The organism is Sinomonas susongensis, from assembly GCF_005877005.1.
In the GTDB taxonomy this organism is placed as follows: Bacteria; Actinomycetota; Actinomycetes; order Actinomycetales; family Micrococcaceae; genus Sinomonas; species Sinomonas susongensis.
This window is the reverse complement of sequence record NZ_SSNH01000002.1, coordinates 159,950-185,714: the sequence shown is the minus strand read 5'-3', so window position 1 is coordinate 185,714 and position 25,765 is coordinate 159,950. Positions and strand designations below refer to the sequence as shown.

At 68.6% G+C, this 25,765-nt stretch carries 22 protein-coding genes; 17 read left to right on the top strand and 5 right to left on the bottom strand.

Annotated features, from left to right (window positions below; genetic code table 11):
* Window positions 1–23: 23 nt before the first annotated feature.
* Entirely contained in the window at window positions 24–1,487 is a 1,464-nt protein-coding gene (rpsA, locus tag E6A21_RS04020; protein ID WP_138442852.1) for a 30S ribosomal protein S1, read from the top strand.
* Between the two features lie 155 nt (window positions 1,488–1,642).
* On the opposite strand, the gene E6A21_RS04015 is transcribed toward rpsA, so the two are convergent.
* Window positions 1,643–2,320 carry an IMPACT family protein gene (locus E6A21_RS04015; protein WP_138442851.1) on the bottom strand — a complete coding sequence of 226 codons (678 nt, stop codon included), beginning with the start codon at window positions 2,318–2,320 and terminating at the stop codon, window positions 1,643–1,645.
* A gap of 108 nt (window positions 2,321–2,428) precedes the next feature.
* Between E6A21_RS04015 and coaE the strand changes: the two genes are divergently transcribed.
* Together coaE and uvrB are read left to right on the top strand one after the other, a co-directional pair.
* On the top strand, window positions 2,429–3,049 hold the full coding sequence (gene coaE, locus E6A21_RS04010; RefSeq protein WP_138442850.1) for a dephospho-CoA kinase: 621 nt from the start codon (window positions 2,429–2,431) through the stop codon (window positions 3,047–3,049).
* A 91-nt stretch (window positions 3,050–3,140) separates the two neighbouring features.
* Window positions 3,141–5,249: an excinuclease ABC subunit UvrB gene (gene uvrB / locus E6A21_RS04005; RefSeq protein ID WP_138442849.1), complete on the top strand. Its 2,109-nt coding sequence runs from the start codon at window positions 3,141–3,143 to the stop codon at window positions 5,247–5,249.
* Between the two features lie 30 nt (window positions 5,250–5,279).
* Here uvrB and E6A21_RS04000 read toward each other — a convergent pair whose 3' ends face one another.
* From E6A21_RS04000 to E6A21_RS03990, 3 genes are read right to left on the bottom strand one after another with little or no spacing between them, the layout of a single operon-like run.
* Complete coding sequence (locus E6A21_RS04000; protein ID WP_138442848.1) at window positions 5,280–6,596, bottom strand: alpha/beta fold hydrolase; 1,317 nt, start codon at window positions 6,594–6,596, stop codon at window positions 5,280–5,282.
* Complete coding sequence (locus E6A21_RS03995; protein WP_138442847.1) at window positions 6,593–7,105, bottom strand: GNAT family N-acetyltransferase; 513 nt, start codon at window positions 7,103–7,105, stop codon at window positions 6,593–6,595. Before E6A21_RS03995 ends, E6A21_RS04000 begins: the two co-directional genes overlap by 4 nt.
* A gap of 9 nt (window positions 7,106–7,114) precedes the next feature.
* Window positions 7,115–9,703: a DEAD/DEAH box helicase gene (locus E6A21_RS03990; protein WP_138442846.1), complete on the bottom strand. Its 2,589-nt coding sequence runs from the start codon at window positions 9,701–9,703 to the stop codon at window positions 7,115–7,117.
* A gap of 35 nt (window positions 9,704–9,738) precedes the next feature.
* Between E6A21_RS03990 and E6A21_RS03985 the strand changes: the two genes are divergently transcribed.
* Window positions 9,739–10,545 (top strand): trans-aconitate 2-methyltransferase, encoded by an 807-nt coding sequence (locus tag E6A21_RS03985; protein WP_138442845.1) that lies wholly within the window; start codon window positions 9,739–9,741, stop codon window positions 10,543–10,545.
* 73 nt (window positions 10,546–10,618) lie between these two features.
* Here the strand turns inward: E6A21_RS03985 and E6A21_RS03980 are convergent, their stop codons facing one another.
* Window positions 10,619–11,269 (bottom strand): MBL fold metallo-hydrolase, encoded by a 651-nt coding sequence (locus E6A21_RS03980; RefSeq protein WP_138442844.1) that lies wholly within the window; start codon window positions 11,267–11,269, stop codon window positions 10,619–10,621.
* Between the two features lie 63 nt (window positions 11,270–11,332).
* On the opposite strand from E6A21_RS03980, the gene E6A21_RS03975 reads away from it, so the two are divergent.
* The 13 genes from E6A21_RS03975 to secG all read left to right on the top strand — a co-directional run bounded on the left by E6A21_RS03975 (window position 11,333) and on the right by secG (window position 25,748).
* Window positions 11,333–11,710 carry a GntR family transcriptional regulator gene (locus tag E6A21_RS03975; RefSeq protein ID WP_138442843.1) on the top strand — a complete coding sequence of 126 codons (378 nt, stop codon included), beginning with the start codon at window positions 11,333–11,335 and terminating at the stop codon, window positions 11,708–11,710.
* Window positions 11,711–11,828: 118 nt separating this feature from the next.
* The gene (uvrA, locus tag E6A21_RS03970) at window positions 11,829–14,723 is read left to right on the top strand and encodes an excinuclease ABC subunit UvrA (protein WP_171041257.1); all 2,895 of its coding nucleotides are present in this window, start codon (window positions 11,829–11,831) and stop codon (window positions 14,721–14,723) included.
* A 130-nt stretch (window positions 14,724–14,853) separates the two neighbouring features.
* Window positions 14,854–15,594: an HAD hydrolase-like protein gene (locus E6A21_RS03965; protein ID WP_138442842.1), complete on the top strand. Its 741-nt coding sequence runs from the start codon at window positions 14,854–14,856 to the stop codon at window positions 15,592–15,594.
* Window positions 15,594–16,256, top strand: a complete 663-nt coding sequence (locus E6A21_RS03960) for a lysophospholipid acyltransferase family protein (protein WP_138442841.1) — start codon at window positions 15,594–15,596, stop codon at window positions 16,254–16,256. The genes E6A21_RS03965 and E6A21_RS03960 overlap by 1 nt, the downstream gene beginning before the upstream one ends.
* A 32-nt stretch (window positions 16,257–16,288) precedes the next feature.
* On the top strand, window positions 16,289–18,229 hold the full coding sequence (gene uvrC / locus E6A21_RS03955) for an excinuclease ABC subunit UvrC (protein WP_138442840.1): 1,941 nt from the start codon (window positions 16,289–16,291) through the stop codon (window positions 18,227–18,229).
* A 13-nt stretch (window positions 18,230–18,242) separates the two neighbouring features.
* On the top strand, window positions 18,243–19,166 hold the full coding sequence (rapZ, locus tag E6A21_RS03950; RefSeq protein ID WP_138442839.1) for an RNase adapter RapZ: 924 nt from the start codon (window positions 18,243–18,245) through the stop codon (window positions 19,164–19,166).
* On the top strand, window positions 19,166–20,176 hold the full coding sequence (locus E6A21_RS03945) for a gluconeogenesis factor YvcK family protein (protein ID WP_138442838.1): 1,011 nt from the start codon (window positions 19,166–19,168) through the stop codon (window positions 20,174–20,176). Before rapZ ends, E6A21_RS03945 begins: the two co-directional genes overlap by 1 nt.
* 73 nt (window positions 20,177–20,249) lie before the next feature.
* A complete protein-coding gene (gene whiA, locus E6A21_RS03940) occupies window positions 20,250–21,230 on the top strand; it encodes a DNA-binding protein WhiA (RefSeq protein ID WP_138442837.1) in 981 nt (326 codons plus the stop codon).
* 117 nt (window positions 21,231–21,347) lie between these two features.
* Window positions 21,348–21,983, top strand: a complete 636-nt coding sequence (locus E6A21_RS03935; RefSeq protein ID WP_138442836.1) for a superoxide dismutase — start codon at window positions 21,348–21,350, stop codon at window positions 21,981–21,983.
* 289 nt (window positions 21,984–22,272) lie between these two features.
* A complete protein-coding gene (gene gap, locus E6A21_RS03930; protein ID WP_138442835.1) occupies window positions 22,273–23,280 on the top strand; it encodes a type I glyceraldehyde-3-phosphate dehydrogenase in 1,008 nt (335 codons plus the stop codon).
* A gap of 40 nt (window positions 23,281–23,320) precedes the next feature.
* Window positions 23,321–24,556 (top strand): phosphoglycerate kinase, encoded by a 1,236-nt coding sequence (locus tag E6A21_RS03925; RefSeq protein ID WP_138442834.1) that lies wholly within the window; start codon window positions 23,321–23,323, stop codon window positions 24,554–24,556.
* Between the two features lie 86 nt (window positions 24,557–24,642).
* Window positions 24,643–25,455 carry a triose-phosphate isomerase gene (gene tpiA, locus E6A21_RS03920; protein WP_138442833.1) on the top strand — a complete coding sequence of 271 codons (813 nt, stop codon included), beginning with the start codon at window positions 24,643–24,645 and terminating at the stop codon, window positions 25,453–25,455.
* 35 nt (window positions 25,456–25,490) lie between these two features.
* A complete protein-coding gene (secG, locus tag E6A21_RS03915; RefSeq protein ID WP_138442832.1) occupies window positions 25,491–25,748 on the top strand; it encodes a preprotein translocase subunit SecG in 258 nt (85 codons plus the stop codon).
* The last annotated feature ends 17 nt before the right edge of the window (window positions 25,749–25,765 follow it).

The following is a 25,765-nucleotide window of genomic DNA, read 5'->3' as shown; positions in this document are numbered from 1 at the left end:
ATCCACATCGGAGCCCCTACTACATGACCATCACCTCCACCGAGAAGTCCGGCACCCCGCAGGTCGCTATCAACGACATTGGCTCTGCCGATGACTTCCTTGCCGCCGTCGACGCCACCATCAAGTACTTCAACGACGGCGACCTCGTCGAGGGCACTGTCGTCAAGGTCGACCGCGACGAGGTCCTCCTCGACATCGGGTACAAGACCGAGGGCGTCATCCCCTCCCGTGAGCTTTCCATCAAGCACGACGTCGACCCCGGTGAGGTCGTGGCGGTCGGCGATCAGGTGGAGGCCCTCGTCCTCACGAAGGAGGACAAGGAAGGCCGTCTGATCCTGTCGAAGAAGCGCGCGCAGTACGAGCGCGCTTGGGGCGACATCGAGAAGATCAAGGAAGAGGACGGCGTCGTCACCGGCACCGTCATCGAGGTGGTCAAGGGTGGCCTCATCCTCGACATCGGTCTCCGTGGCTTCCTCCCGGCCTCGCTCGTCGAGATGCGCCGCGTGCGGGACCTTGCGCCGTACATCGGCCAGAAGCTCGAGGCGAAGATCATCGAGCTCGACAAGAACCGCAACAATGTGGTCCTGTCCCGCCGTGCGTGGCTCGAGCAGACCCAGTCCGAGGTCCGCTCGACGTTCCTCAACAAGCTCGAGAAGGGCCAGGTCCGCACGGGCGTCGTCTCCTCGATCGTCAACTTCGGTGCGTTCGTGGACCTCGGCGGCGTCGACGGCCTCGTCCACGTCTCCGAGCTCTCCTGGAAGCACATCGACCACCCGTCCGAGGTCGTCGAGGTCGGCCAGGAGGTCACCGTCGAGGTTCTCGAGGTGGACCTCGAGCGCGAGCGCGTCTCGCTCTCGCTCAAGGCGACCCAGGAAGACCCGTGGCAGACCTTCGCGCGGACCCACGCGCTCGGCCAGGTCGTTCCCGGCAAGGTCACGAAGCTCGTTCCGTTCGGCGCGTTCGTCCGCGTCGAGGACGGCATCGAGGGCCTCGTCCACATCTCCGAGCTTGCCGAGCGTCACGTCGACCTCGCCGAGCAGGTCGTCTCGGTGGGCGACGAGATCTTCGTCAAGGTCATCGACATCGACCTCGAGCGTCGCCGCATCTCGCTGTCGCTCAAGCAGGCCAACGAGGGCGTGGACCCGGACTCGACCGAGTTCGACCCGGCGCTCTACGGCATGGCCGCCGAGTACGACGAAGAGGGCAACTACAAGTACCCCGAGGGCTTCGACCCGGAGTCGAACGAGTGGCTCGAGGGCTACGAGTCACAGCGCGCCGCATGGGAGCAGCAGTACGCTGACGCCCAGACGCGCTGGGAGGCGCACAAGAAGCAGGTTGCACAGCACCTCGCCGACGACGCGGCTGCGGCATCGGGCCGCGAGTCCGTCCCGACGAGCTACTCCTCGGAGGCCCCGGCCCCCGAGAGCGGCACGCTCGCCTCGGACGAGGCTCTCGCCGCGCTCCGCGAGAAGCTGACGGGCAACTGATCCGCCGCGGCTGACTACAGCCGTCCGGAAGGCTCCGCACGAAGGGCGGGCCCTGCGCAGGCAGGGCCCGCCCTTCGCGTATCCACGCCCGCCTCAGGGCCCGACCGCCCCGCCCGGGAGCGCTCGGCCCTCCGACCCTGGCTGGCCGGAAGCAGCTAGCGGAGGTCCACCCAAGAAGTCCCGAGGTCTACGGCGGTGGAGTTCCCGCCCGTGAGGGTCGCGAGCCGTTCCGAGAAGGCTGTGGCCGCGACGTCGTCATCCTCGACGGCAAGGCGGAGCGTCGCTGCGGAGGGGCCGTACTCCGTTCCGAGGACTGCGACGCCGGAGGCCCGGAGGTCGTTCTCGAGGCGCCCTGCCGCGCCGTGCGCGGCCTCTACGGACAGGAGCCGCAGCCGCTGGCGCTGCACGAGCGGCGCGGAGGCCAGAGCCCGCGATACCGACTCGGAGTAGGCGCGGACGAGCCCGCCCGCGCCGAGCAGGATCCCCCCGAAGTACCGCACGACGACGGCGACGGTGTCGCTCAGGTCGGCTTCGCCGTCGACCGCGCTGCCCTTGAGGAGGGCGTCGAGCATCGGCACCCCCGCGGTCCCGGACGGCTCCCCGTCGTCGTTGCTGCGCTGGGTGGTCCGGTCGGGTCCGAGGACGAACGCGCTGCAATGGTGCCTTGCGTCGTGGAACTCGCGGCGCAGCTGTGCGACGAGCGACCGTGCTTCCTCCTCGGTCTCGGCTCGCCGCAGGACCGTGATGAAACGGGAGCGCTTGACCTCGAGCTCGTGGCGATGCTCGCCGTCGACCGTGCTGTAGCGAAGGGCACGGCTCCCGGTCGAGGTCACCGCACAAGTTTAGAGGCCGCCGATGTTCGACGGTGTCGCCATTCTTCGACGGCGTCCCAGGCGCTCCGCCTGCAGTGGTCCTCGCGGGGGTGCGGATAGGCTGGTCGGGTGCTGAGAGTCGGATTGACGGGCGGGATCGCCTCGGGGAAGTCGGAGGTCGCGCGGCGCCTCGTCGAGCTGGGTGCGGTCCTGGTCGACGCCGACCTCATCGCGCGTGAGGTGGTCGAGCCTGGCACTGACGGCCTCGCGGAGATCGCGGAGGCCTTCGGCCCGGAGATCCTCACGGCCGACGGCGCGCTGGACCGGGCAGCACTCGGTGCCCTCGTCTTCGCGGACCCCTCGCGACGTGAACTCCTGAACTCGATCGTCCACCCACGCGTCCGTGCCCGCGCTGCGGCGATCGTCGCCCAAGCGCCCGCGGACGCCGTCGTGGTCCAGGACATCCCGCTGCTCGTGGAGACCGGACAGGCCGCCAATTTCGACGCCGTCGTGGTGGTCGATGCACCGGACGACCTCCGGATCCGCCGGTTGGGGGAGCGCAACGGGCTCACCGAGGAGCAGTCGCGCGCCCGCATGGCAGCCCAGGCCTCGCGGGAGGAGCGCCTCGAGGCGGCCGACTATGTGATCGAGAACAGCGGCAGCCTTCGGGAGCTGCGCGACGCCGTCGACCGGCTCTGGCGCGAGGAACTGCTCCCGGCAGCCGGGACCGATACGGTCTCGGCTCGCTGAGCCGCCTCGCCGGAAGCCGCGAGCGCGAGGGGGAGTCCGCTCGCGGCGAATGCGGACATGCCCTGTCCGCAGCCCGGCGTAGATTTGATGCATGAGCCTTGCCCAGGAGATCAACCGCGTCGTCGCCCCTTTCGAGGTCGTCAGCGACTATCAGCCGGCCGGCGACCAGCCGACGGCCATCGCGGAGATCACGGAGCGGATCCAGAACGGCGAGAAGGACGTCGTGCTGCTCGGCGCGACGGGTACGGGCAAGAGCGCGACGACCGCATGGGTCGTCGAGAAGCTCCAGCGTCCGACGCTCGTGATGGTGCAGAACAAGACCCTTGCCGCGCAGCTCGCCAACGAGTTCCGCGAGCTCCTGCCCAACAACGCGGTCGAGTACTTCGTCTCCTACTACGACTACTACCAGCCTGAGGCGTACGTTCCGCAGACGGACACCTATATCGAGAAGGACTCCTCGATCAACGAGGAGGTCGAGCGGCTCCGCCACTCGGCCACGAACTCGCTGCTGACCCGGCGGGACGTCATCGTCGTCGCGACCGTCTCCTGCATCTACGGCCTCGGCACCCCGGAAGAGTACGTCGCCGGGATGGTGACCCTGCAGAAGGGCATGGAGCTCGATCGCGACACCCTCCTGAGGAAGTTCGTGTCGATGCAGTACGTGCGCAACGACATCGACTTCCACCGCGGGACGTTCCGGGTCCGAGGGGACACGGTCGAGATCATCCCGATGTACGAGGAGCTCGCGCTGCGCGTCGAGTTCTTCGGGGACGAGGTCGAGAGCATCCATACGCTGCACCCGGTAACCGGCGAGGTGATCCGCGAGGAACAGGAGATGTACGTCTTCCCGGCCTCGCACTACGTCGCCGGCCCCGAGCGGATGAACCGTGCCATCGCTGCCATCGAGGACGAGCTCGCCGAGCGGCTCAAGACGCTCGAGTCCCAGAACAAGCTGGTCGAGGCACAGCGCCTCCGCATGCGGACGACGTACGACCTCGAGATGATGCAGCAGATGGGGTTCTGCTCCGGCATCGAGAACTACTCGCGCCACATCGACGGACGCGAGGCGGGCTCGGCCCCGCACTGCCTCCTGGACTACTTCCCCGATGACTTCCTGCTCGTCATCGACGAGTCGCACGTCACCGTGCCCCAGATCGGCTCGATGTACGAAGGCGACATGTCGAGGAAGCGCACGCTCGTGGACCACGGCTTCCGGCTGCCCTCCGCGATGGACAACCGCCCGCTCAAGTGGGACGAGTTCCTCGAGCGGATCGGCCAGACGATCTACCTCTCTGCGACTCCCGGAAAGTACGAGCTCGGCAAGTCCGACGGCGTCGTGCAGCAGATCATCCGCCCGACCGGCCTCGTCGACCCGGAGGTCGTGGTCAAGCCCACCAAGGGCCAGATCGACGATCTCCTGGGCGAGATCCGCGACCGCGTCGAGCGGAACGAGCGCGTCCTGGTCACGACCCTCACGAAGCGCATGGCCGAGGACCTCACGGACTACCTCATGGGCCATGGGGTGAAGGTCCAGTACCTGCACTCCGATGTCGACACGCTGCGCCGCGTCGAACTGCTCCGCGAGCTCAGGCTGGGTGTCTTCGACGTCCTCGTGGGCATCAACCTCCTCAGGGAGGGCCTCGACCTCCCCGAGGTCTCGCTCGTGAGCATCCTCGACGCGGACAAGGAGGGCTTCCTGCGGTCGTCGACGTCGCTCATCCAGACGATCGGTCGTGCGGCCCGGAATGTGTCCGGCCAGGTCCACATGTACGCGGACAAGATCACGGATTCGATGGCGCAGGCGATCGACGAGACGAACCGCCGCCGGGAGATCCAGCTCGCGTTCAACCGCGAGCACGGGATTGATCCCCAGCCTCTGCGCAAGCGGATCGCGGACATCACGGACCAGCTCCTCCGCGAGGATCAGGACACTCGCGCCCTGCTCGAGAGCCAACGCGCCGGGAAGGGCGGCAGGCGCAAGGGGGCGGCGGCCGGTCCGGAGAAGGCGGAGGCCGAACTGCGGCGCGACCGGGTCGCTGCTGCGCCCGCGGAGGATCTCGTGGGACTCATCGAGCAGCTCACGGAGCAGATGCACGGGGCGGCGGCGGAGCTCCAATTCGAGCTCGCCGCGCGGCTTCGCGACGAGGTGGGCGACCTCAAGAAGGAGCTCCGGCAGATGCAGGCCGCCGGGCACGCGTGACCCCGTGCCGGCCTGAGGCGAGCCCCGTCGTCAGTCTTCGCGGACGAGGCCGAGGAGACGCGCGAAGATGCCCTCGCCGTCGTCCGAGATCCCATCGTGGTGGAAGTCCGCTGTCTCCCACACCTTGAGCCCTCGGATGCTGGCCGCGGTCTCGAGCGACAGCGTCCGGTCCACGTAGATGTCGTCGCGGTAGACGGCCGCGGCGACGGGGACCTCGTTCTCGGCGAGCCGGGGCGGGTCGTAGAGCATGCCCCAGTCGGCCTTCTCGGCGAGGAGGGCGGCTGTCTCGGCGAGCGGCGTCAGCGCCGGATCCTGCTCGAAGAGCCACGGGCAGACCATCTCCCCGAGCAGGAGTGGCTCCTCGGCGTCGGCGCGGAACTCCGGGTACTCCGCGAGGAGGCGCCACGCGGCCCAGTCGGTGGACTGGGCCTGGGCGTAGATCGACTCGTGCATGACGGCGTAGAGCGGGTTCGGCGCGCGGGTGACGGCGGAGTGCACCTGATGGAGGAAGGCATCGGAGAGGCGCCTCCCCTCCACCGAGCGCGTGAACGCGTCCTCGAGGAGGTAGTGCAGCGAATCGACGCGCGTGTTCCCGCCGAGGAAGCTGCCGACGAGCTGGAGGCGCTCGGGAGTGAGCCGGCTCCCGTCGGGAAGCCGCTCGCACACCCTGCGGACGTGGTGTGCGATCTCTGCCAGATGCCCACGGTCCTCGGGATACCACGAGAAATACTCGCTGTTGCGGGCCGCGAGCCGAGCGTACGTCGCACGGTAGACCCGGTCGGCCGGCCCCTCGAGCGGCGCCAGGCCGCCCGTGATGAGGGCCTGCCTGACTCCCTGTGGAGCGATGGACAGGTAGGTGAGCGTGCAGAAGCCGCCGTAGCTCTGGCCATAGACGGTCCACGGCGCTGAACCGAGAGCGCGCCGGATCGACTCGCAGTCGAGGACAATCGAGTCCGCGCGGAAATGGGCGAGGTATTCGACCTGGTCCCTGGGCTTGCCCCGTAGCGGGAGGCTGAGGCGGTCCGCCGGGCTCGAGAGCCCGGTCCCACGCTGGTCCAGCATGAGGATGCGGAAGTCCTTCGCCGCCTCCTTCATCCACCCGGAGAGGGACGTGACCCGGACCCCGCGCCCCCCGGGACCGCCCTGGAGGAATACGAGCCACGGGAGACGGTCGATCGACTCCACAGGATGGGCCGCCGAAGCGTACTCGCGGGCGAAGACCTCGATGTGCTCGCCCTCCGGGTCGGCGTGGTCGAGCGGCACGTGGAAGAGATGCTCAGTGGCCCGCAGGCCTCGGAACGCGTGCGACCCGAGGACACGGTGCTGGGCGGCAGCCTCTCGTCTCACGCAGAGGCCCCGAAATCGACGAGGCTGGGGCCCGTGAGCCTGAAGGTGTCCCACTCGTCCATCGGCTGCGCTCCGATGCTCCGGTAGAAGCCGATCGAGGGCTCGTTCCACTTGAGGACACTCCACTCGACCCTCGCGTACCCTCGCTGCACAGCAATGTTCGCGAGCTCCTTGAGCAGGGTCTTCCCATAGCCGCGCCCTCTGGCCGCGGGCCGCACGTAGAGGTCCTCGAGGTAGATCCCGTGAGTGCCTTCCCAGGTCGAGTAGTTGAGGAACCAGAGGGCGAAGCCGGCGATCTGGGTGGGCTCCGCGCCGTCCTCCTCCTCGACCACGTGCGCGAAGATCGCCGGACTCTGGCCGAAGAGCTGCTCGGTCAGGACGGGCACCGTGTTCTTGACCGCGTCCGGCTCGCGCTCGTACACCGCAAGCTCGTGGATGAGCTCGAGGATGACGGGGACGTCCTCAGGGGTAGCGCGCCGGAGGCGCGCGGCTACGGATTGATTCGCCATGCCCCTAACCTATCCGCCGAGCCTTCCAATCTGGGTCACCCGGATGACGGCTGCACCCGCCTCGTCGCTAGCCTCCAGATCGACGTCGGCCGAGAAGCCCCAGTCGTGGTTGCCAGCAGGATCGTCGAAGATCTGGCGGACGTGCCACACACGCGGCTGCTCGTCGATGATGAGCAGCTGCGGGCCCCGCGCATCCGGTCCCGTCCCGATGTCCTCGTGTTCGTCGAAGTACGCGTCCAGCGCGTCCTCCCACGCGTCGGCGCCGAACGCAGCCCCGCCCTCGAGCCCCGAGTCGCCGTCGAGCTGGGCGAGACCGGCGGAATCCTCGTCGGCGAAGAGCTCGACCCGCCGGAACAGCTCGTTGCGGACCATGACACGGAAGGCGCGCCGGTTCGAGGTGAGGGCCGGAGGCGGGGGAGGGGGCCCGTCGTGCGGGTGCAGTTCGTGCCCGCTCGTGAGCTCCTCCCACTCGTCGAGCAGGCTCGAGTCCACCTGCCGCACGAGTTCGCCGAGCCACGCTATGAGGTCCTCGAGGTCCTCTCGGAGCGCATCCTGCGGGACCGTCTGGCTCAGCGCCTTGTACGCGTCGGTCAGGTAGCGCAGGACGATGCCCTCGCTGCGCGCGAGCGAATAGAACTGGACGAACTCGCCGAAGTCCATGGCGCGCTCGTACATGTCCCGCACGACCGACTTCGGCGCGAGTTCGAAGTCTCCGACCCACGGTGCGTGCTTCCTGTACTCGTCGAAGGCCGCGTCGAGGAGCTCCTTGAGGGGCTCTGCATACGTGACGGTGTCGAGGATCGCCATCCGCTCGCTGTACTCGAGCCCGTCGGCCTTCATCGCGGCCACTGCGTCCGCGCGGGCCCGCTTGAGCTGGGCCGAGAGGATCTGCCGCGGCTTCTCGAGGGTGGCCTCGATGACGGAGACGACGTCGAGGGCGTACGACGGCGACTCCGGGTCGAGGAGGTCCAGGGCCGCAAGGGCGAACGGCGAGAGCGGCTGGTTGAGGGCGAAGTTCTCCTGGAGGTCGACCGTGAGGCGCAGGGTGCGCCCCGTCGCGCGGTCTTCCGAGCTCCGCTCGTCGTCCGGGATCCTCTCGACGACCCCGGCTGCGAGGAGTTCGCGGAGGATCCCCAGGGCACGCCGCATGAGGCGGAGCTGGATGACCCGCGGTTCGTGGTTCTCCTCGAGGAGGCGGCGCGCGGCGGCGACGGGATTGCCGGGCCGTGCCACGAGGTTGAGCAGCATCGCGTGCGTCACGGTGAAGCTCGAGCTGAGCGGCTCGGGCGAGGCTTCGACGAGGCGCTCGAACGTGGGGCGCCCCCACGAGACGAAGCCCTCGGGCGGCTTCTTCTTGACGACCTGCCGCAGCTTCCGCGCGTCGTCGCCGAACTTCGAGCGCGCCTTCTCGAGCGCGCGATTGTTCTCGACGACGTGCTCGGGGGCCTGGACGACGACGGTCCCGGCCGTGTCGAACCCGGCCCGGCCCGCGCGTCCCGCGATCTGGTGGAACTCGCGGGCGTTGAGATGCCGCGTGCGCTGGCCGTCGAACTTGCTGAGGGCCGTCAGCAGGACCGTGCGGATCGGGACGTTGATCCCGACCCCGAGCGTGTCGGTTCCGCAGATGACCTTCAGGAGCCCCGCCTGGGCGAGCTGCTCGACGAGGCGCCGGTACTTGGGCAGCATTCCGGCGTGGTGGACCCCGATCCCGTGCCGGACGAGGCGGTTGAGCGTCTTCCCGAAGCCGGCCGCAAAGCGGAAGCCAGCGATGAGCTCCGCGATGCGGTCCTTCTCCTCGCGCGTGCACACGTTGACGCTCATGAGCTGCTGCGCTCGCTCGATCGCCTCGAGCTGGCTGAAATGCACTACGTAGACCGGCGCCTGCTTGGTCGCGAGGAGCTCCTCGAGCGTCTCGTGGACTGGCTTTTCCTCGTAGTAGTAGTGCAGGGGGATGGGACGCTCCGCGCCGGCTACCGTCGTCGTCGTGCGCCCCGTGCGCTCGGTGAGCTCGCGCTCGAACCGGCTCACGTCGCCGAGGGTTGCGCTCATGAGCAGGAACTGCGCCTGGGGGAGTTCGAGGATCGGAACCTGCCACGCCCAACCCCGCTGGGGATCGGAGTAGAAGTGGAATTCGTCCATGACGACCGGCCCGAGGTCGGCCGCGGCACCCTCGCGCAAGGCGTGGTTCGCGAGGATCTCCGCCGTGCAGCAGATGATCGGCGCGTGGCCGTTGACCGACGAATCGCCCGTGACCATCCCGACGTTCTCGGCGCCGAAGATGTCGCACAGGGCGAAGAACTTCTCCGAGACGAGGGCCTTGATCGGCGCTGTGTAGTAGCTGCGCTGGCCGGTCGCGAGGCCGTAGAAGTGCGCGGCGATCGCGACGAGGGACTTGCCCGACCCGGTGGGCGTCGCGAGAATCACGTTGTTCCCCTGGGCGAGCTCCATGACGGCCTCGTCCTGGGCTGGGTAGAGGGAGAGGCCCCGGCCCTCGGCCCACTCGACAAACCGCTCGTAGACGGCGTCGGGCAGCCCGTCAGGGAGGGTGCCGGCGTCGTCGGCGCGGCCGAGGTCAGGGAGGAGCTGGTCAAGTCTCATGGCGCCTCCATCCTATCCGCACTAGCGTTGGAGCCATGAGTGCTTCGCCCACCTGGGATCCGGCCCTCTACGTCCGCTTCGGCGACCATCGGGGGCGCCCGTTCTTCGACCTCACCTCGAGGGTCGGGGCAGACGCGCCCCGGCACGTCGTCGACCTCGGCTGCGGGCCGGGGACTCTCACAGCCGCGCTCGCGGACCGCTGGCCCGACGCGGTCGTCGAGGGCATCGACAGCTCTCCCGAGATGATCGCGGCTGCGGAACGGACCACGCCGGGGCGGCCAGGCCTGAGCTTCCAGCTCGGCGACATCGTCGCCTGGGCCCCCGACGACGACGTCGACGTCGTCGTCTCGAACGCCGTACTGCAGTGGGTGCCAGGGCACCAGGCCCTCATGGAGCGTTGGCTCGAGCAGCTTGCCCCGGGAGCGTGGCTCGCGGTCCAGGTGCCGGGGAACTTCGGGGCGCCGTCGCACACGCTCCTGCGCGAGCTCGCCCAGTCCTCGCAGTGGGAGCGGCGCCTGCGCGGCGTCCTGCGCCACACCGACGCGGTGGGGGAGCCCACGGACTATCTCGACCTCATGCGCACCGCGGGGTGGGAGGCCGACGTGTGGGAGACGACGTACTGCCAAGTCCTCCCGGGGGAGGACCCCGTGCTCAACTGGGTCCGCGGCACGGCGCTCCGCCCCGTCCTCGATGCACTCAGCCCCGAGGAAGGGGCCCAGTTCGAGGAGCAGTACAACCAGCTGCTCCTGGACGCCTACCCGGCCCACGAGTACGGCACGGTCTTCCCCTTCCGGCGGATCTTCTGCGTCGGAAGGAAGCCGTTCGCTGATGGGATCTTCTGAGCCTGCCGACCTGCTCTGAGCCTGCCGACCTGCTCTGAGCCAGCCGACCTGCTGAGGCCTGTGGGCCGTGCGCCTACCAGCCGCGGGCCCGCCACGCGTCGAGCTGGGGGCGTTCCGCTCCGAGGGTCGTGGAGCGGCCGTGGCCGGGAAGCACGACAGCATCGTCCGGATACACGTCGAAGAGCCGCTCGACGACGTCGCCGAACAGGAGGGCGAAGCGATCGGGGTCCTTCTGCGTGTTGCCGACGCCGCCCGGAAACAGGGAGTCGCCCGAGAAGATGAGGTGGGGGGCGTCGCCGTCCTTGAGGACGTACGCGATGGAGCCGGGCGTATGGCCCCGCAGGTGCACCGCCGTGACGTCGAAGCCGTCGAAGTTCACGACGTCGCCGTGGTCGAGGACGACGTCGACGGGAACGGGGATGCCGGAAACGTCCTGCCTTCCCGCGGCAGTCCGGGCGCGCGTCTCGGCGACGAGTCCTTCGAGGGCGCGCACATGGTCCCAATGCTGGTGCGTCGTCGCGACGAGTGCGAGCCGCGCCGGCTGGGCGGCGTCCTGTGCCCCTTCATCGAGGAGGCGTCTCAGCGCGGGGAGGTCGTCGGCCGCATCGATGAGGAGCTGCTGCCCCGACTCCTTCCCCGTGATGAGGTACACATTGTTGTCCATGTCGCCGACAGAGACGCTCCGGACGGTGACGTGGTCAAGGTCATGGATGAGGCTCGTCATTGCGCCAGTCTAGGCTCGCCCGGCATCGTGTGGACGGGGCTCGTGCGCCTTACTCTGGTGCTCATGGAAGAAGCGGACTTTCCGGGCATGTGGCGCCCGGACCAGGACCACGCGACGCCCCTCTTCGAGCAGCTGCGGCGCCGGGTCGCCGACCTCGTCGCCGATGGCTCTCTGCCCGCGGGGCGGCGTCTTCCGCCCGTCCGCTCACTCGCCGCCGACCTCGGGGTCGCGCCGCACACCGTTGCCAGGGCCTACCGGGAGCTCGAGGAGGCCAAAGTCGTCGTGACGCGCGGGCGCGCTGGAACGGTCGTTGCCCCGCGTGACGAACGCGAGGAGGAATTGACCACCGCTGCCGCAGCCTTCGCATCCGCGGCGAGTGCGCGAGGCTGCAGCTTCGAGGAGGCTGCCAAGCTGCTCGAGCAGGCTTATTCGCGGCTCTGACCGAGCGGCTGTCAGCCCTGAGCGGAGCGGTTGGAAGCTCGAAGACGTCTTCGACTACCATGATCTGGTGCAAACTCCCCCTTCCTTGTCCTCCCTGTCCGAGGAATTGTCCGACGACATGTCCGAGGACATGTCCGAGGACGTGAGCAGCCCGGTGAGCGCGCTCCGGGCCGACCTGTCGCGGCTCGTCGTGAAGGGCGCGCGGGAGCACAACCTGCGCAACATCGACCTCGACCTCCCGCGCGACGCGATGATCGTCTTCACGGGCCTCTCGGGATCGGGGAAGTCCTCGCTCGCGTTCGACACGATCTTCGCGGAGGGCCAGCGGCGCTACGTCGAGTCGCTCTCGGCCTACGCCCGCCAGTTCCTGGGCCAGGTGGACAAGCCTGACGTCGACTTCATCGAGGGGCTCTCGCCCGCGGTCTCGATCGACCAGAAGTCGACGAGCAAGAACCCGCGGTCGACGGTGGGCACGATCACCGAGATCTACGACTACATGCGCCTCCTGTGGGCCCGTGTCGGCCGGCCCCACTGCCCGATCTGCCATGAGCCCGTCACGCGGCAGACCCCACAGCAGATCGTCGACCAGCTCCTCGACCTCCCGGACGGCACACGGTTCCAGGTGCTCGCGCCGGTCGTGCGGGGGCGCAAGGGCGAATTCGTCGACCTCTTCAAGGACCTCGCGGCCAAGGGCTATGCCCGTGCCCGGGTGGACGGCGACCTCGTCCAGCTCGCGGAGGCGCCCAAGCTCGGCAAGCAGTTCAAGCACACGATCGAGGTCGTCGTCGACCGCCTCGTGGTGAAGGAAGGCATCCGACAGCGCCTCGCCGACTCGGTCGAGACCGCTTTGGGGCTCGCCGAGGGCCGCGTCCTCGCCGATTTCGTCGACGTAGCGCCCGACGACGATCACCGCATCCGTGCCTTCTCGGAGCACCTCGCGTGCCCCAACGAGCACCCGCTCGCGATCGACGAGATCGAACCTCGCTCGTTCTCGTTCAACAACCCGTTCGGCGCGTGCCCCGCGTGCACGGGCATCGGCACGAAGCTCGAGGTGGACGAGGACCTTGTGGTCCCCGACCCCGAGCTGAGCCTCTCCGAAGGCGCCATCGCGCCTTGGTCCCTGGGCCATGCCACCCAGGAGTACTGGACCCGCCTGCTCGAGGGACTCTCCGACGAGCTCGGGTTCTCCATGAGCACCCCGTGGCACAGCCTTCCCCAGTACGCGCGCGATGCAGTGCTGCACGGCAAGGACCACAAGGTCGTCGTGCAGTACCGGAACCGGTTCGGCCGGGAACGCAAGTACAGCACCGGCTTCGAGGGTGCCGTCTCCTATATCCAGCGCAAGCATGCAGAGACCGAGTCCGACTCCGCGCGCGACCGCTACGCGGAGTACATGCGCGAGATCCCGTGCCCCGAGTGCGGGGGAGCTCGGCTCAACCCGGCGTCGCTCTCGGTGCTCGTAGGCGGGAAGTCGATCGCAGCCGTGTCCGCGCTGCCGCTGCGTGAAGCGAGCGAATTCCTCGGAACGCTGGAGCTGAGCAACCGCGAACGCCAGATCGCGCATCAGGTCCTCAAGGAGATCGACGCGCGCCTCACATTCCTGCTCGACGTGGGCCTCGAGTACCTCAACCTCGAGCGCGCGGCCGGAACCCTCTCGGGCGGTGAGGCGCAGCGCATCCGCCTTGCGACGCAGATCGGTTCCGGCCTCGTCGGCGTCCTCTACGTCCTCGACGAACCGAGCATCGGCCTGCACCAGCGCGACAACCGCCGTCTCATCGAGACGCTCACCCGGCTCCGCGACCTCGGGAACACGCTCATCGTCGTCGAACACGACGAGGACACCATCCACGAGGCCGACTGGATCGTGGACATCGGGCCCGGGGCAGGCGAGCACGGCGGCAACGTGGTCCACTCGGGTCCCCTCGCGGAGCTCCTCGAGAACCGCGAATCGCTCACGGGCGACTACCTTTCGGGGCGCCGGTCCATCGAAGTGCCGAAGAAGCGCCGCCCGATCGACCGCAAGCGGCAACTCAAGGTCGTCGGCGCGCGCGAGCACAACCTCCAGAACGTCGACGTGACTTTCCCCCTCGGCGTCCTCACCGCCGTGACCGGAGTGAGCGGCTCCGGGAAGTCGACCCTCGTCAACGAGATCCTCTACAAGGTCCTCGCGAACCGTCTGAACGGCGCAAAGCAGGTGGCGGGACGGCATACGCGCATCGAGGGACTCGAGCACCTCGACAAGGTCATCCACGTCGATCAGAGCCCGATCGGCAGGACGCCGCGCTCGAACCCCGCGACCTACACCGGCGTGTTCGACCACATCCGCAGGCTCTTCGCGGAGACGACCGAGGCCAAGGTCCGCGGCTACCAGCCCGGGAGGTTCTCGTTCAACGTCAAGGGTGGCCGCTGCGAGGCGTGCTCGGGCGACGGGACGATCAAGATCGAGATGAACTTCCTCCCGGACGTGTACGTCCCGTGCGAGGTGTGCCACGGCGCTCGCTACAACCGCGAGACCCTCGAGGTGCACTACAAGGGAAAGACGATCGCCGACGTGCTCGACATGCCGATCGACGAGGCCGCGGAATTCTTCTCGGCGTTCGGCCCGATCTCGCGCCATCTCAACACCCTCGTCGACGTCGGCCTCGGATACGTCAGGCTCGGGCAGCCCGCGACAACACTCTCCGGCGGCGAGGCGCAGAGGGTGAAGCTTGCTTCCGAGCTGCAGCGCCGGTCGAACGGTCGGAGCGTCTACGTGCTCGACGAGCCGACGACGGGCCTCCACTTCGAGGACATCCGCAAGCTGCTCCTCGTCCTCCAGGGCTTGGTCGAGAAGGGCAACACGGTGATCACCATCGAGCACAATCTCGACGTCATCAAGAGTGCGGACTGGATCATCGACCTGGGTCCGGACGGAGGCTCGGGCGGAGGCCAGGTGATTGCCACCGGCATCCCCGAGGACGTGGCGAAGTCCGAGCAGAGCCATACCGGACGGTTCTTGGCCGAGATCCTCTGACGGCCCCCGCCTGACCCTGGCGGCCTTGCCATGAATCTCTCGGCATGGGCCGTAGAGCTTGGACGTGGCGAATATTCCCCGGCCGGTATACGAGTTTCGGCTACTGACTCCCGTATGGGAGACTTGCCCGGTGACTGACGCGCCGGCCCTCGTGATCTTCGATCTGGATGGCACCCTCGTCGACCCTGCCGGGAGCATCACGGGCGGGATCGCCGCGGCCCTCGAGGCCCACGGCCTTCCGGTCCCGGAGCAGTCCTCCCTCGACGCGATGGTCGGGCCGCCGCTCATCGAATCGCTGCGCCGCTTCGCGGCCGTGCCGGAGAGCACGATGCCCCTCGTCGTCCGGTCCTACCGGGAGCGCTACATTTCCGAGGGCATGGCACAGAGCCGGCCGTATCCGGGGATCCCCGAGCTCCTGGCCAGGCTCCGTTCAGACGGATACCACCTCGCTGTCGCGACGCAGAAGCCCGAGGGGCTTGCGAAGAAGCTCCTCAGGCTGCAGGGGCTCGACGCCTATTTCCACAGCATCCACGGAGCGTCCGACGACGAGACGCTCCCACCGCTCCCGGACGGCAAGGTGAGCATTGTCGCCGCGGCCCTCGAGGTGAACCACGCCTCACGCGACCGCGCCGTCATGATCGGGGACCGCCGGCATGACGCCGCCGGTGCCGCGGGCAACGGGATTGCCTGCATCGGCGTAGCCTGGGGCTTCGCCGAGCCGGGCGAGCTCGAGGCGCAGAACCTGGCGGCCTACGCAGCCGATGCGGGCGAGGCGGGCGACGCCGTCGAGCGGCTCATCCCGCTGGAAGCGCCCTCCGCATCCGCCGCTCACGCCGGACCGATCGAGGCGGAGGCCAGCCAGTGCCGCTGATGTACCAGGCCACGCGCACGGGCATCCGGGCCCTCATCGCCACGCTGTGCCGGCCGACCCTCACCGGATTCGAGAACGTGCCCGACGAAGGGCCGTTCATCGTGGCCTCGAACCACCTTTCCTTCCTGGATTCGGTCATCATCCAGGCGCTCATGCCCAGGACGGTGGGCTTCTTCGCGAAGGCTGAGTACTTCACGGGCAAGGGCATCAAGGGCAGGATCATGAAGTCCTTCTTCGAAGGCGTGGGCTCGATCCCGGTCGAGCGCGGCGAGCAGGCCGCGAGCGTGGCCGCGCTCAAGACGCTTCTCGACGTCCTCGAACGCGGGGAAGGGGTGGGGATCTACCCTGAGGGGACGCGCTCCCGCGACGGCCTCCTGTACCGCGGCCGCACGGGCGTCGGCTGGCTGACGCTCACTACGGGCGCACCCGTCGTCCCCGTCGGGCTCGCGGACACCGACCGCCTCCAGCCGGCCGGGACGAATGCGGTCCGGCCCCAGCACTTCAGCATGCGGGTCGGCGAACCCCTTTACTTCGACAAGCTCGGACCCGACCACTCGCTTCCCGTGCGCCGCGAGGCGACGGACCGGATCATGGACGCCATCGCCGCCCTGAGCGGCCAGCCGCGCGCGGCCGGGTACAACAAGCCCCCCGCGGAGAAGTAAGCCCTCCCGCCCGCTCTCACTAGAATGGAGCAGTGGCAGATCCAGCTAGCTACCGGCCGAAGACCGGTGAGATTCCGAACGATCCAGGCGTCTACCGCTTCCGGGATCCCCACGGCCGGGTCATCTACGTCGGCAAGGCGAAGAACCTCCGGCAGCGGCTGACCTCGTACTTCGCAAACCCGGCGACGCTTCTGCCCAAGACCTACGCCATGGTGCACGCCGCCGCGAGCGTGGAGTGGACGGTCGTCGGAAGCGAGCTCGAGGCCCTCCAGCTCGAATACACCTGGATCAAGGAATTCGCTCCCCGGTACAACCTCGCGTTCCGCGATGACAAGACCTATCCGTATCTGGCTGTGACGATGGGCGAGAAGTACCCGCGCGTTCAGGTCATGCGGGGCGACCGGCGCAAGGGCACCCGCTACTTCGGGCCATACACGGCGGGCGCGATCCGCGAGACGATGGACACCCTGCTCAAGGTCTTCCCGGTCCGAAGCTGCAGTGCGGGCGTGTTCAAGCGCGCCGAGCAGAGCGGGCGCCCGTGCCTCCTGGGCTACATCGACAAGTGCTCCGCGCCCTGTGTGGGCCGGGTGAGCGCCGAGGAGCACCGGCTACTGGCCGAGGACTTCTGCGCGTTCATGGGAGGGGAGGCCAAGCGCTTCATCTCCCAGCTCGAGAAGAGGATGGCCGCGGCGGTCGCGGAGCTGGACTATGAGACGGCCGCCTCGCTCCGCGATGACATCGTCGCGATGCGCAAGGTCTTCGAGCGGAACGCCGTCGTGCTTTCGGAGGACACCGACGCAGACGTCTTCGCCGTCGAGGAGGACGAGCTCGAGGCGGCCGTCCAGGTCTTCCACGTCCGCGGGGGCCGGATCCGGGGCCAGCGCGGGTGGGTCGTGGAGAAGGTCGAGGAGACGACCGGCGCGGCGCTTGTCGAGCACCTCCTCCAGCAGGTTTACGGCGCGCAGGCCGAAACGGATGCGAGGATCCCGAGGGAAGTGCTCGTTCCCGTCCTGCCCGACGACGCCGAGCAGCTCACGGTCTGGCTCTCGGGCCTCCGTGGCGCGAAGGTGGATCTGCGCGTGCCGCGGCGGGGGGACAAGGCCGCACTCGCCAAGACGGTGCACGAGAACGCGGTGCAGGCGCTCAAGCTCCACAAAGTCCGGAGGGCGGGCGACATCACGACGCGCTCCCTCGCCCTCCAAGAGCTGCAGGAGGCACTCGAGCTCCCCGAGCCCCCGCTGCGCATCGAGAGCTTCGACATCTCGCACGTCCAGGGCACGAACGTCGTCGGCTCGATGGTTGTCGTCGAGGACGGGCTGGTGAAGAAGTCCGAATACCGCAAGTTCTCGGTCACGGGCGACGCGGCCCGCGACGACACGACCGCGATGCACGACGTCCTGACCCGCCGCTTCCGGAGCTACCTCGCCGAGAAGGAGCTTCCGATCGAGGAGCGCGACCGGAACAGCAAGTTCGCCTACCCGCCGAACCTCGTCGTCGTGGACGGCGGCCAGCCGCAGGTCGCAGCTGCCATGAAGGCCCTCGCCGAACTGGGGATCGGCGAGGACGAGATCCGCGTCGTCGGCCTCGCCAAGCGGCTCGAGGAGGTGTGGCTCCCGGAAGGGGACTTCCCGGTGATCCTCCCGCGCGCCTCGCAGGGGCTCTACCTCCTGCAGCGCATCCGCGACGAGGCGCACCGCTTCGCCATCACCTTCCACCGGCAGAAGCGCGGCAAGGCCATGACGGCGTCGCTGCTCGACGACGTCCCCGGCCTCGGCCCGGCGCGCAAGAAGGCCCTGCTGAGCCACTTCGGCTCGGTCAAGAAGCTGCGGGCCGCGACGCCCGACGACCTCGCGGGGGTTGCAGGCGTCGGACCGTCCCTCGCGGCCTCTGTCTACGCGGCCTTCCACGGGTCCGAGGCAGAGGAGACGGCGCCGGCAGTGAACTATGCCACCGGCGAAATCCTGGAGTCTTAGCTAGGCTGGCCCCATGACCCAGACCAGCGCGGCGGACCCGCACGAGCCCACTGAGCTGACCCCCGTGAAGCCCCAAGGCGCCGAGCTGCTCATCGTCACCGGCATGTCAGGTGCTGGGCGGAGCACTGCCGCGAACGCGCTCGAGGACCACGGCTGGTACGTCGTCGAGAATCTGCCGCCCCAGCTGCTGGGGACGCTGTCCGAACTCGTCTCCCACGCGTCAGACCGCATCCCGAAGCTGGCCGTCGTCATGGACGTCCGCAGCAAGGCGCTGTTCGCCGACATCCGCGAGGCGCTCCACGCCCTCGACTCCCGCGGCGTCGACTACCGGGTGCTCTTCCTCGACGCGACCGACGACGTCCTGATCCGCCGCTTCGAGCAGGGGCGGCGCCCCCACCCCCTCCAGGGCGGCGGCCGCATCCTCGACGGGATCACGGCGGAGCGCCAGATCCTCGCCGAGCTCCGCGAGCAGTCCACTCTTGTGCTCGACACCTCGGACTACAACGTCCACGGCCTCGCGACCGCGATCACGGAGCTCTTCTCCGAGAAGGGTCCGGTGACGCTGCGGATCAACGTCATGAGCTTCGGATTCAAGTACGGGCTGCCGGCCGACGCGAACTACGTCGCCGACGTCCGCTTCCTGCCGAATCCGCACTGGATCCCTCAGCTGAGGCCGCACACGGGGCTTGATCCCGACGTCCGGGACTACGTCCTCGTCGCGAACGGGGCCGAAGAGTTCGTGACGCGCTATGTCCACGCACTCGAGCCTGTCCTCACCGGATACCGCAAGGAGAACAAGCACTACGCGACCATTGCCGTGGGCTGCACGGGGGGCAAGCACCGCTCGGTCGCGATCGTCGAGGAGCTCGCCAAGAGGCTCTCGCAGCAGCCCCGCGTCACGGTGACGACCTCGCACCGGGACCTCGGGCGCGAGTGATGAGCATGTTCACGGGGCAGCTTCCCCTCATTCCGCCCGGAGCGGGCACCTCCGGGGGAGTGCCCAAGGGACCGTCCGTCGTGGCCCTGGGCGGCGGTCATGGCCTCTCGGCCTCCCTCTCCGCGCTGCGCCTCCTCACGGCGGACCTCACGGCGGTCGTGACCGTCGCGGACGACGGCGGGTCCTCCGGACGCCTCCGCAAGGACTTCGGCGTCATCCCCCCGGGAGACCTGCGGATGGCTCTTGCGGCGCTGTGCGACGACACAGACTGGGGGAGGACCTGGCGCGACGTCATGCAGCATCGCTTCAAGTCACCCGCGGGGACCAGCGGGCTCGAGAACCATGCGATGGGGAATCTGCTCATCATGACGCTCTGCGAGCTCCTCGGCGACGTGGTCGACGGGCTGCGCTGGGCCGGCGCGCTGCTCGGCGCCCGCGGCCAGGTGCTGCCCATGTCGCAGATCCCGCTCATGATCGAGGGGACGGTCGCCTCTCCGGACGGAAGCCCAGGGGAGCTCATCCGCGGCCAGGCCGCGTGCGCGATCGCAGGGCGGCTCGAGGGCGTCCGGCTCCTGCCCGAGGACGCTCCCGCGTGCCCGGAGGCGCTCAGTGCCATCGAGTTCGCCGACTGGGTGGTGCTCGGCCCCGGCTCCTGGTACACCTCGGTGCTGCCCCATCTCCTGCTGCCGGAACTCCGGCAGGCCCTCTCGGACACTCCCGCGCGGCGATGCCTCGCGATGAACCTCACGACGGACACGAAGGAGACGAGCGGGATGTCCGGTGCGGACCACCTGCGCGTCCTCCAGCGCGCCGCCCCGGAATTCACGCTCGACGCCGTCATCGCGCAGGCCGGGTCGATTGGGGATCCGGCCGAGTTCGAGCGGGCGGCCGCGGAGCTCGGCGCGGAGGTCCACTTCGGTAGAGTGGGAGCTTCGGGCCACCGGGCGGTGCACGATCCGCTCCGCCTTGCGGCGGCCTATCACGAGGTGTTCTCCGGTGGCGCCGCATGACGCCCGGACGAGGAATGAGGAGCATGGGCATGGCATCGCAATCTGCGGCGGGACAGCGCGGGAAGGCGGCGGCATGGCTCTGACCCAGAGCGTCAAGGAAGAGCTCTCGCACCTTGCAGTGAAGAAGTCGTCCGAGCGCAAGGCCGAGGTCTCGGCGATGCTGCGGTTCGCGGGCGGCCTCCACATCATCTCGGGCCGCATCGTCATCGAAGCCGAGGTCGACCTCGCTTCGACTGCCCGCCGGCTCAAGACCGCGATCGCGGAGGTCTACGGGCACACGGCCGAGATCATCGTGGTGTCGGGCGGCGGCCTGCGGCGCGGGAGCCGCTACGTGATCCGCGTCGTCCGGGAGGGCGAGGCGCTTGCGCGGCAGACCGGGCTCCTGGACAACCGCGGCCGTCCCGTGCGTGGACTGCCCTCGGCGGTCGTGAATGGCTCTGCCGCCGACGCGGAGGCCGTCTGGCGCGGTGCATTCCTCGCCCATGGCTCGCTCACCGAGCCCGGCCGCTCCTCGTCCCTCGAGGTCACGTGCCCGGGCCCGGAGGCCGCCCTTGCGCTCGTCGGCGCCGCGCGGCGTCTCGGCATCGCGGCGAAGGCGCGCGAAGTGCGCGGGGTGGACCGCGTCGTCGTGCGCGACGGCGACACGATCGCGGCTCTCCTGACGCGGATGGGGGCGCACGACGCCCTCATGGCGTGGGAGGAGCGCCGGATGCGCAAGGAAGTGCGCGCCACCGCGAATCGGCTCGCGAATTTCGACGACGCGAATCTGCGCCGCTCGGCGCAGGCCGCCGTTGCCGCGGGCGCCCGGGTCGAACGGGCGCTCGAGATCCTCGGCGACGACGTCCCGGACCACCTCCGCTACGCGGGCGAGCTGCGCGTGGCGCACAAGCAGGCGAGCCTCGACGAGCTCGGCCGCCTCGCCGACCCGCCCCTGACGAAGGACGCCATCGCGGGCCGGATCCGCCGTCTCCTCGCGATGGCGGACAAGAAGGCGGTGGAAACCGGCATTCCGGGCACTGACGCGAATGTCACCCCGGAGATGCTCGACGGCTGACCGCCGTAGGGCATTCCGCAATGTGAGCTGGCAATCTGCAGACGATCGGGCCATCTGCATAGGATGGAGCCGTCACCAGCTCGCCGCGCGATGCACTGTGCGGCGGGAAACCGACCGATGGAGGATGTTGTGACCTACGTACTGCCAGAGCTTCCTTATGACTACGCGGCCCTCGAGCCCCATATCTCGGCGCGGATCATGGAACTCCACCACGACAAGCACCACGCAACCTACGTGGCCGGCGCGAACACTGCGCTCGAGAAGCTTGCGGAGGCCCGCGAATCCGGCAACTTCGCCGATGTCACCCGCCTCAGCAAGGACCTGGCCTTCCATCTCGGCGGCCACACCAACCACTCGATCTTCTGGAAGAACCTCTCGCCCGAGGGCGGCGACCGCCCGGAGGGCGAGCTCGCCGCGGCGATCGACGAGGCGTTCGGTTCCTTCGACAAGTTCGTCGCACACTTCAGCGCCGCCGCGACGAGCCTCCAGGGATCCGGCTGGGCGATCCTCGCGTACGAGCCCCTCGGCGGGAACGTCGTCATCGAGCAGCTCTACGACCAGCAGGGCAACATCCCTGTCGGCACGATCCCGCTGCTCATGCTGGACATGTGGGAGCACGCGTTCTACCTCGACTACGTTAACGTCAAGGCCGACTACGTCAAGGCGTTCTGGAACATCGTCAACTGGGCGGATGTCGCGCAGCGCTTCGACGCCGCCCGTTCGGGTGCCAAGGCACTCGTCACCCCGGTCTGAGACCGAGGGCCCGTGGCTGAAGAGGTCTCTCTGAGCTGAGATTTCTGTCACATTGCGGGGAATTCACCCGCGATCCCCGGAAAGAGGGCCTGTCTGTTCACGGACGGGCCCTTTTTCCGTAGGATGGGGTGCGGAAAGGCCACCAGCCTTTCAGCCATGACAATGGAGACTCGGGCTGCAGGCCTTTCCTTGTGCAAATTCTCTGCCCAATGATGTGCGAGACCGTTCAGACAGTCCGAGCAGTCACCTAGGTGGGATGCTCGGCTGAGCATCTAGGAGAGCAACCAGAGTGACTACCCGCATCGGCATCAACGGCTTCGGCCGGATCGGCCGCAACTTCTTCCGCGCGGCACTCGCCCAGGGAGCCGATCTCGAGATCGTGGCCGTCAATGACCTCACGAGCCCAGAGACTCTGGCCCACCTGCTCAAGTACGACTCCATCACGGGGCGCCTTGCCGAGAAGGTCGAGGCCCGTGACGGCAACATCGTCGTCGGCGGCAAGGAGATCAAGGTCCTCGCAGAGCGCGACCCCGCGAACCTCCCGTGGGGCGACCTCGGCGTGGACGTCGTCATCGAGTCCACCGGCTTCTTCACGAAGGCCGCGGACGCCAAGAAGCACATCGCGGCAGGCGCCCGGAAGGTGATCATCTCGGCTCCGGCCACGGATGAGGACGTCACGATCGTCATGGGCGTCAACGACGAGGTCTACGACCCGGAGAACCACAGCATCATCTCCAACGCGTCGTGCACCACGAACTGCCTCGGCCCGCTGGCCAAGGCCATCAACGACGCCTTCGGCATCGAGCGCGGCCTCATGACGACGGTCCACGCGTACACGGCCGACCAGAACCTCCAGGACGGCCCGCACCGCGACCTCCGCCGTGCGCGCGCCGCCGCGATCAACATGGTTCCCACCTCGACGGGTGCTGCGAAGGCCATCGGCCTCGTGCTTCCCGAGCTCAAGGGCAAGCTCGACGGCTACGCGATCCGCGTTCCCGTCCCCACCGGCTCGGCCACGGACCTCACGGTCACGGTCTCCCGCGAGGTCACCAAGGACGAGGTCAACGCGGCGGTCAAGGCTGCCTCCGAGTCCGGCCCCCTGGCGGGCTACCTCTCCTACACCGAGGACCCCATCGTCTCCTCCGACATCGTGTCGGACCCCGCTTCGTCGATCTTCGACGCGGGACTCACGAAGGTCATCGGCAACCAGGTCAAGGTCGTCTCCTGGTACGACAACGAGTGGGGCTACTCGAACCGCCTCGTCGACCTCACGGAGCTCGTCGCTTCCAAGCTCTGAGAGCGCCGTAACGTTCTCGGAACTCGGATAGCCTGAGTCCATGACTGCACACACTCTCGACGAGCTGCTCGCCGATGGTGTCCGTGGGCGGCACGTTCTGGTCCGGTCGGACCTGAACGTGCCGCTCGACGGTTCCACCGTGACCGACGACGGCCGCGTCCGCGCGTCCCTTCCCGTCATCTCCAAGCTGGCCGAGGCCGGCGCAAGGGTCATTGTCCTGGCCCATCTCGGCCGCCCCAAGGGGATGCCGGAAGAGAAGTACTCGCTGCGTCCCGCCGTCGACCGCCTGGCCGAGCTTGCCTCGTTCCCGGTGCGGCTCGCGTCGGACGTCGTCGGCCCGAGCGCCCAGGAGCTCTCCGCCGGCCTCGCCGACGGCGAGGTCCTCGTGCTCGAGAACGTGCGCTTCGACGCCCGTGAGACGAGCAAGATCGACGCCGAGCGCGAGGAGTTCGCGCGCGACCTCGCGGCGCTCACGGGCGAGTCGGGCGCCTACGTCGACGATGCCTTCGGCGCCGTGCACCGCAAGCACGCGAGCGTCTACGACATCGCGTCCATCCTGCCTGCCTATCTCGGCGAGCTCGTGCGCGCCGAGGTCGAAGTGCTCAAGCGGCTCACGGACGGGGCCGAGAGGCCCTATGTGGTCGTCCTCGGCGGCTCGAAGGTGTCCGACAAGCTTGCCGTGATCGACAACCTCATCGGCAAGGCTGACCGCCTCCTGGTCGGCGGCGGGATGCTGTTCACGTTCCTCGCGGCCCAGGGGCACAAGGTCGGCTCCAGCCTGCTCGAGCGAGACCAGATCCCCACGGTCCACGCGTACCTCGAGCGGGCGGCGGCGGCGGGCACCGAGTTCGTGCTGCCGACCGACGTCGTGGTCGCCTCGAAGTTCGCGGCAGACGCCGAGCACGAGGTCGCCGCGGCGGACGCCATCGAGGAGACGGCGTTCGGCGAAGCCGGCATCGGCCTGGACATCGGTCCCGAGACGGCGCAGGCGTTCGCAAAGGAGATCGCAGACGCCCGGACGGTGTTCTGGAACGGGCCCATGGGCGTCTTCGAGTTCCCCGCATTCGCGGCGGGCACGAAGGCCGTCGCGCAGGCCCTCGCCGATGCAACGGAGACGGGCGCGCTCACCGTCGTCGGCGGCGGCGATTCCGCCGCGGCTGTGCGCACCCTCGGCTTCGCAGACTCGCAGTTCGGGCACATCTCGACCGGCGGCGGCGCAAGCCTCGAATACCTTGAGGGCAAGGAGCTGCCGGGCCTCACCGCCCTCGGCGCCTAGAGTCCCAACCTGCGCCGGGCGCGCTGGCCCTCTGGGCGGCGCGCCTGGCGCTCTGTTCGCTTGCAGGACCACCCACAGGAGACACCGTGACCACTTCCTCGAACGGCTCGTTCGACCGCATTCCGCTCATCGCCGGCAACTGGAAGATGAACATGGACCACGTCCAGGCGATCACCCTCCTCCAGAAGCTGGCCTGGACCCTCGAGGACAAGCGCCACGACTTCGGCCGCGTCGAGGTGGCCATCTTCCCGCCGTTCACGGACCTCCGGGGAGTCCAGACCCTCATTCAGGGGGATGACCTCAAGATCGTCTACGGCGGCCAGGACCTCTCGCCGTTCGATGCGGGCGCCTACACCGGGGACATCAGCGGGGCCTTCCTTGCGAAGCTCGGCTGCACCTACGCCCTGGTCGGCCACAGCGAGCGGCGTACCCTGCACGGCGAGACCGACGAGGAGCTCAACGCCAAGACGAAGGCGGCCTACCGCCACGGCCTCGTGCCCGTCCTGTGCGTGGGTGAGGGCCTCGAGATCCGGCAGGCGGGCCAGCACGTCGAGCACACTCTCGCGCAGCTGCGCGCCGACGTCGAGGGCCTGACGGTCGAGCAGGCGTCGAACCTCGTCGTAGCATACGAGCCCGTGTGGGCCATCGGGACCGGCGAGGTCGCAGGTCCCGAGGACGCCCAGGAGATGTGCGCCGCTATCCGCGCCGAGCTGGCCTCGATCTTCGGCGGCGAAGCGGCCCGCGGTGCCCGCCTCCTCTACGGAGGCTCGGTCAAGGCGGCCAACGCGGCTGCGATCCTCGGCCAGCCGGACGTCGACGGCGTCCTCGTGGGCGGCGCGAGCCTCGACCCGGCCGAGTTTGCTAGCATTGTCAGGTTCGAGAGCCACGCGGGCGCGTAGTTTCCACCACTCGAGGAAGGCCACGAGGCACAACGGTGCAAGTACTCCAGATCATCCTGCAGATCGTGCTCGGCATCACGAGCCTGCTGCTGACCCTGCTCATCCTGATGCACAAGGGCCGTGGCGGCGGACTGTCGGACATGTTCGGGGGCGGGATGTCTTCGGGCCTCTCCTCGTCCGGTGTCGCTGAGCGGAACCTCAATCGCTTCACCATCATCCTGGGCATCACGTGGGGCGTCGTGATCGTCGCGCTCGGACTCATCATGCGCTTCTCAGGGACCCCGACCTCCTGACAATTGCCCTGCAACGC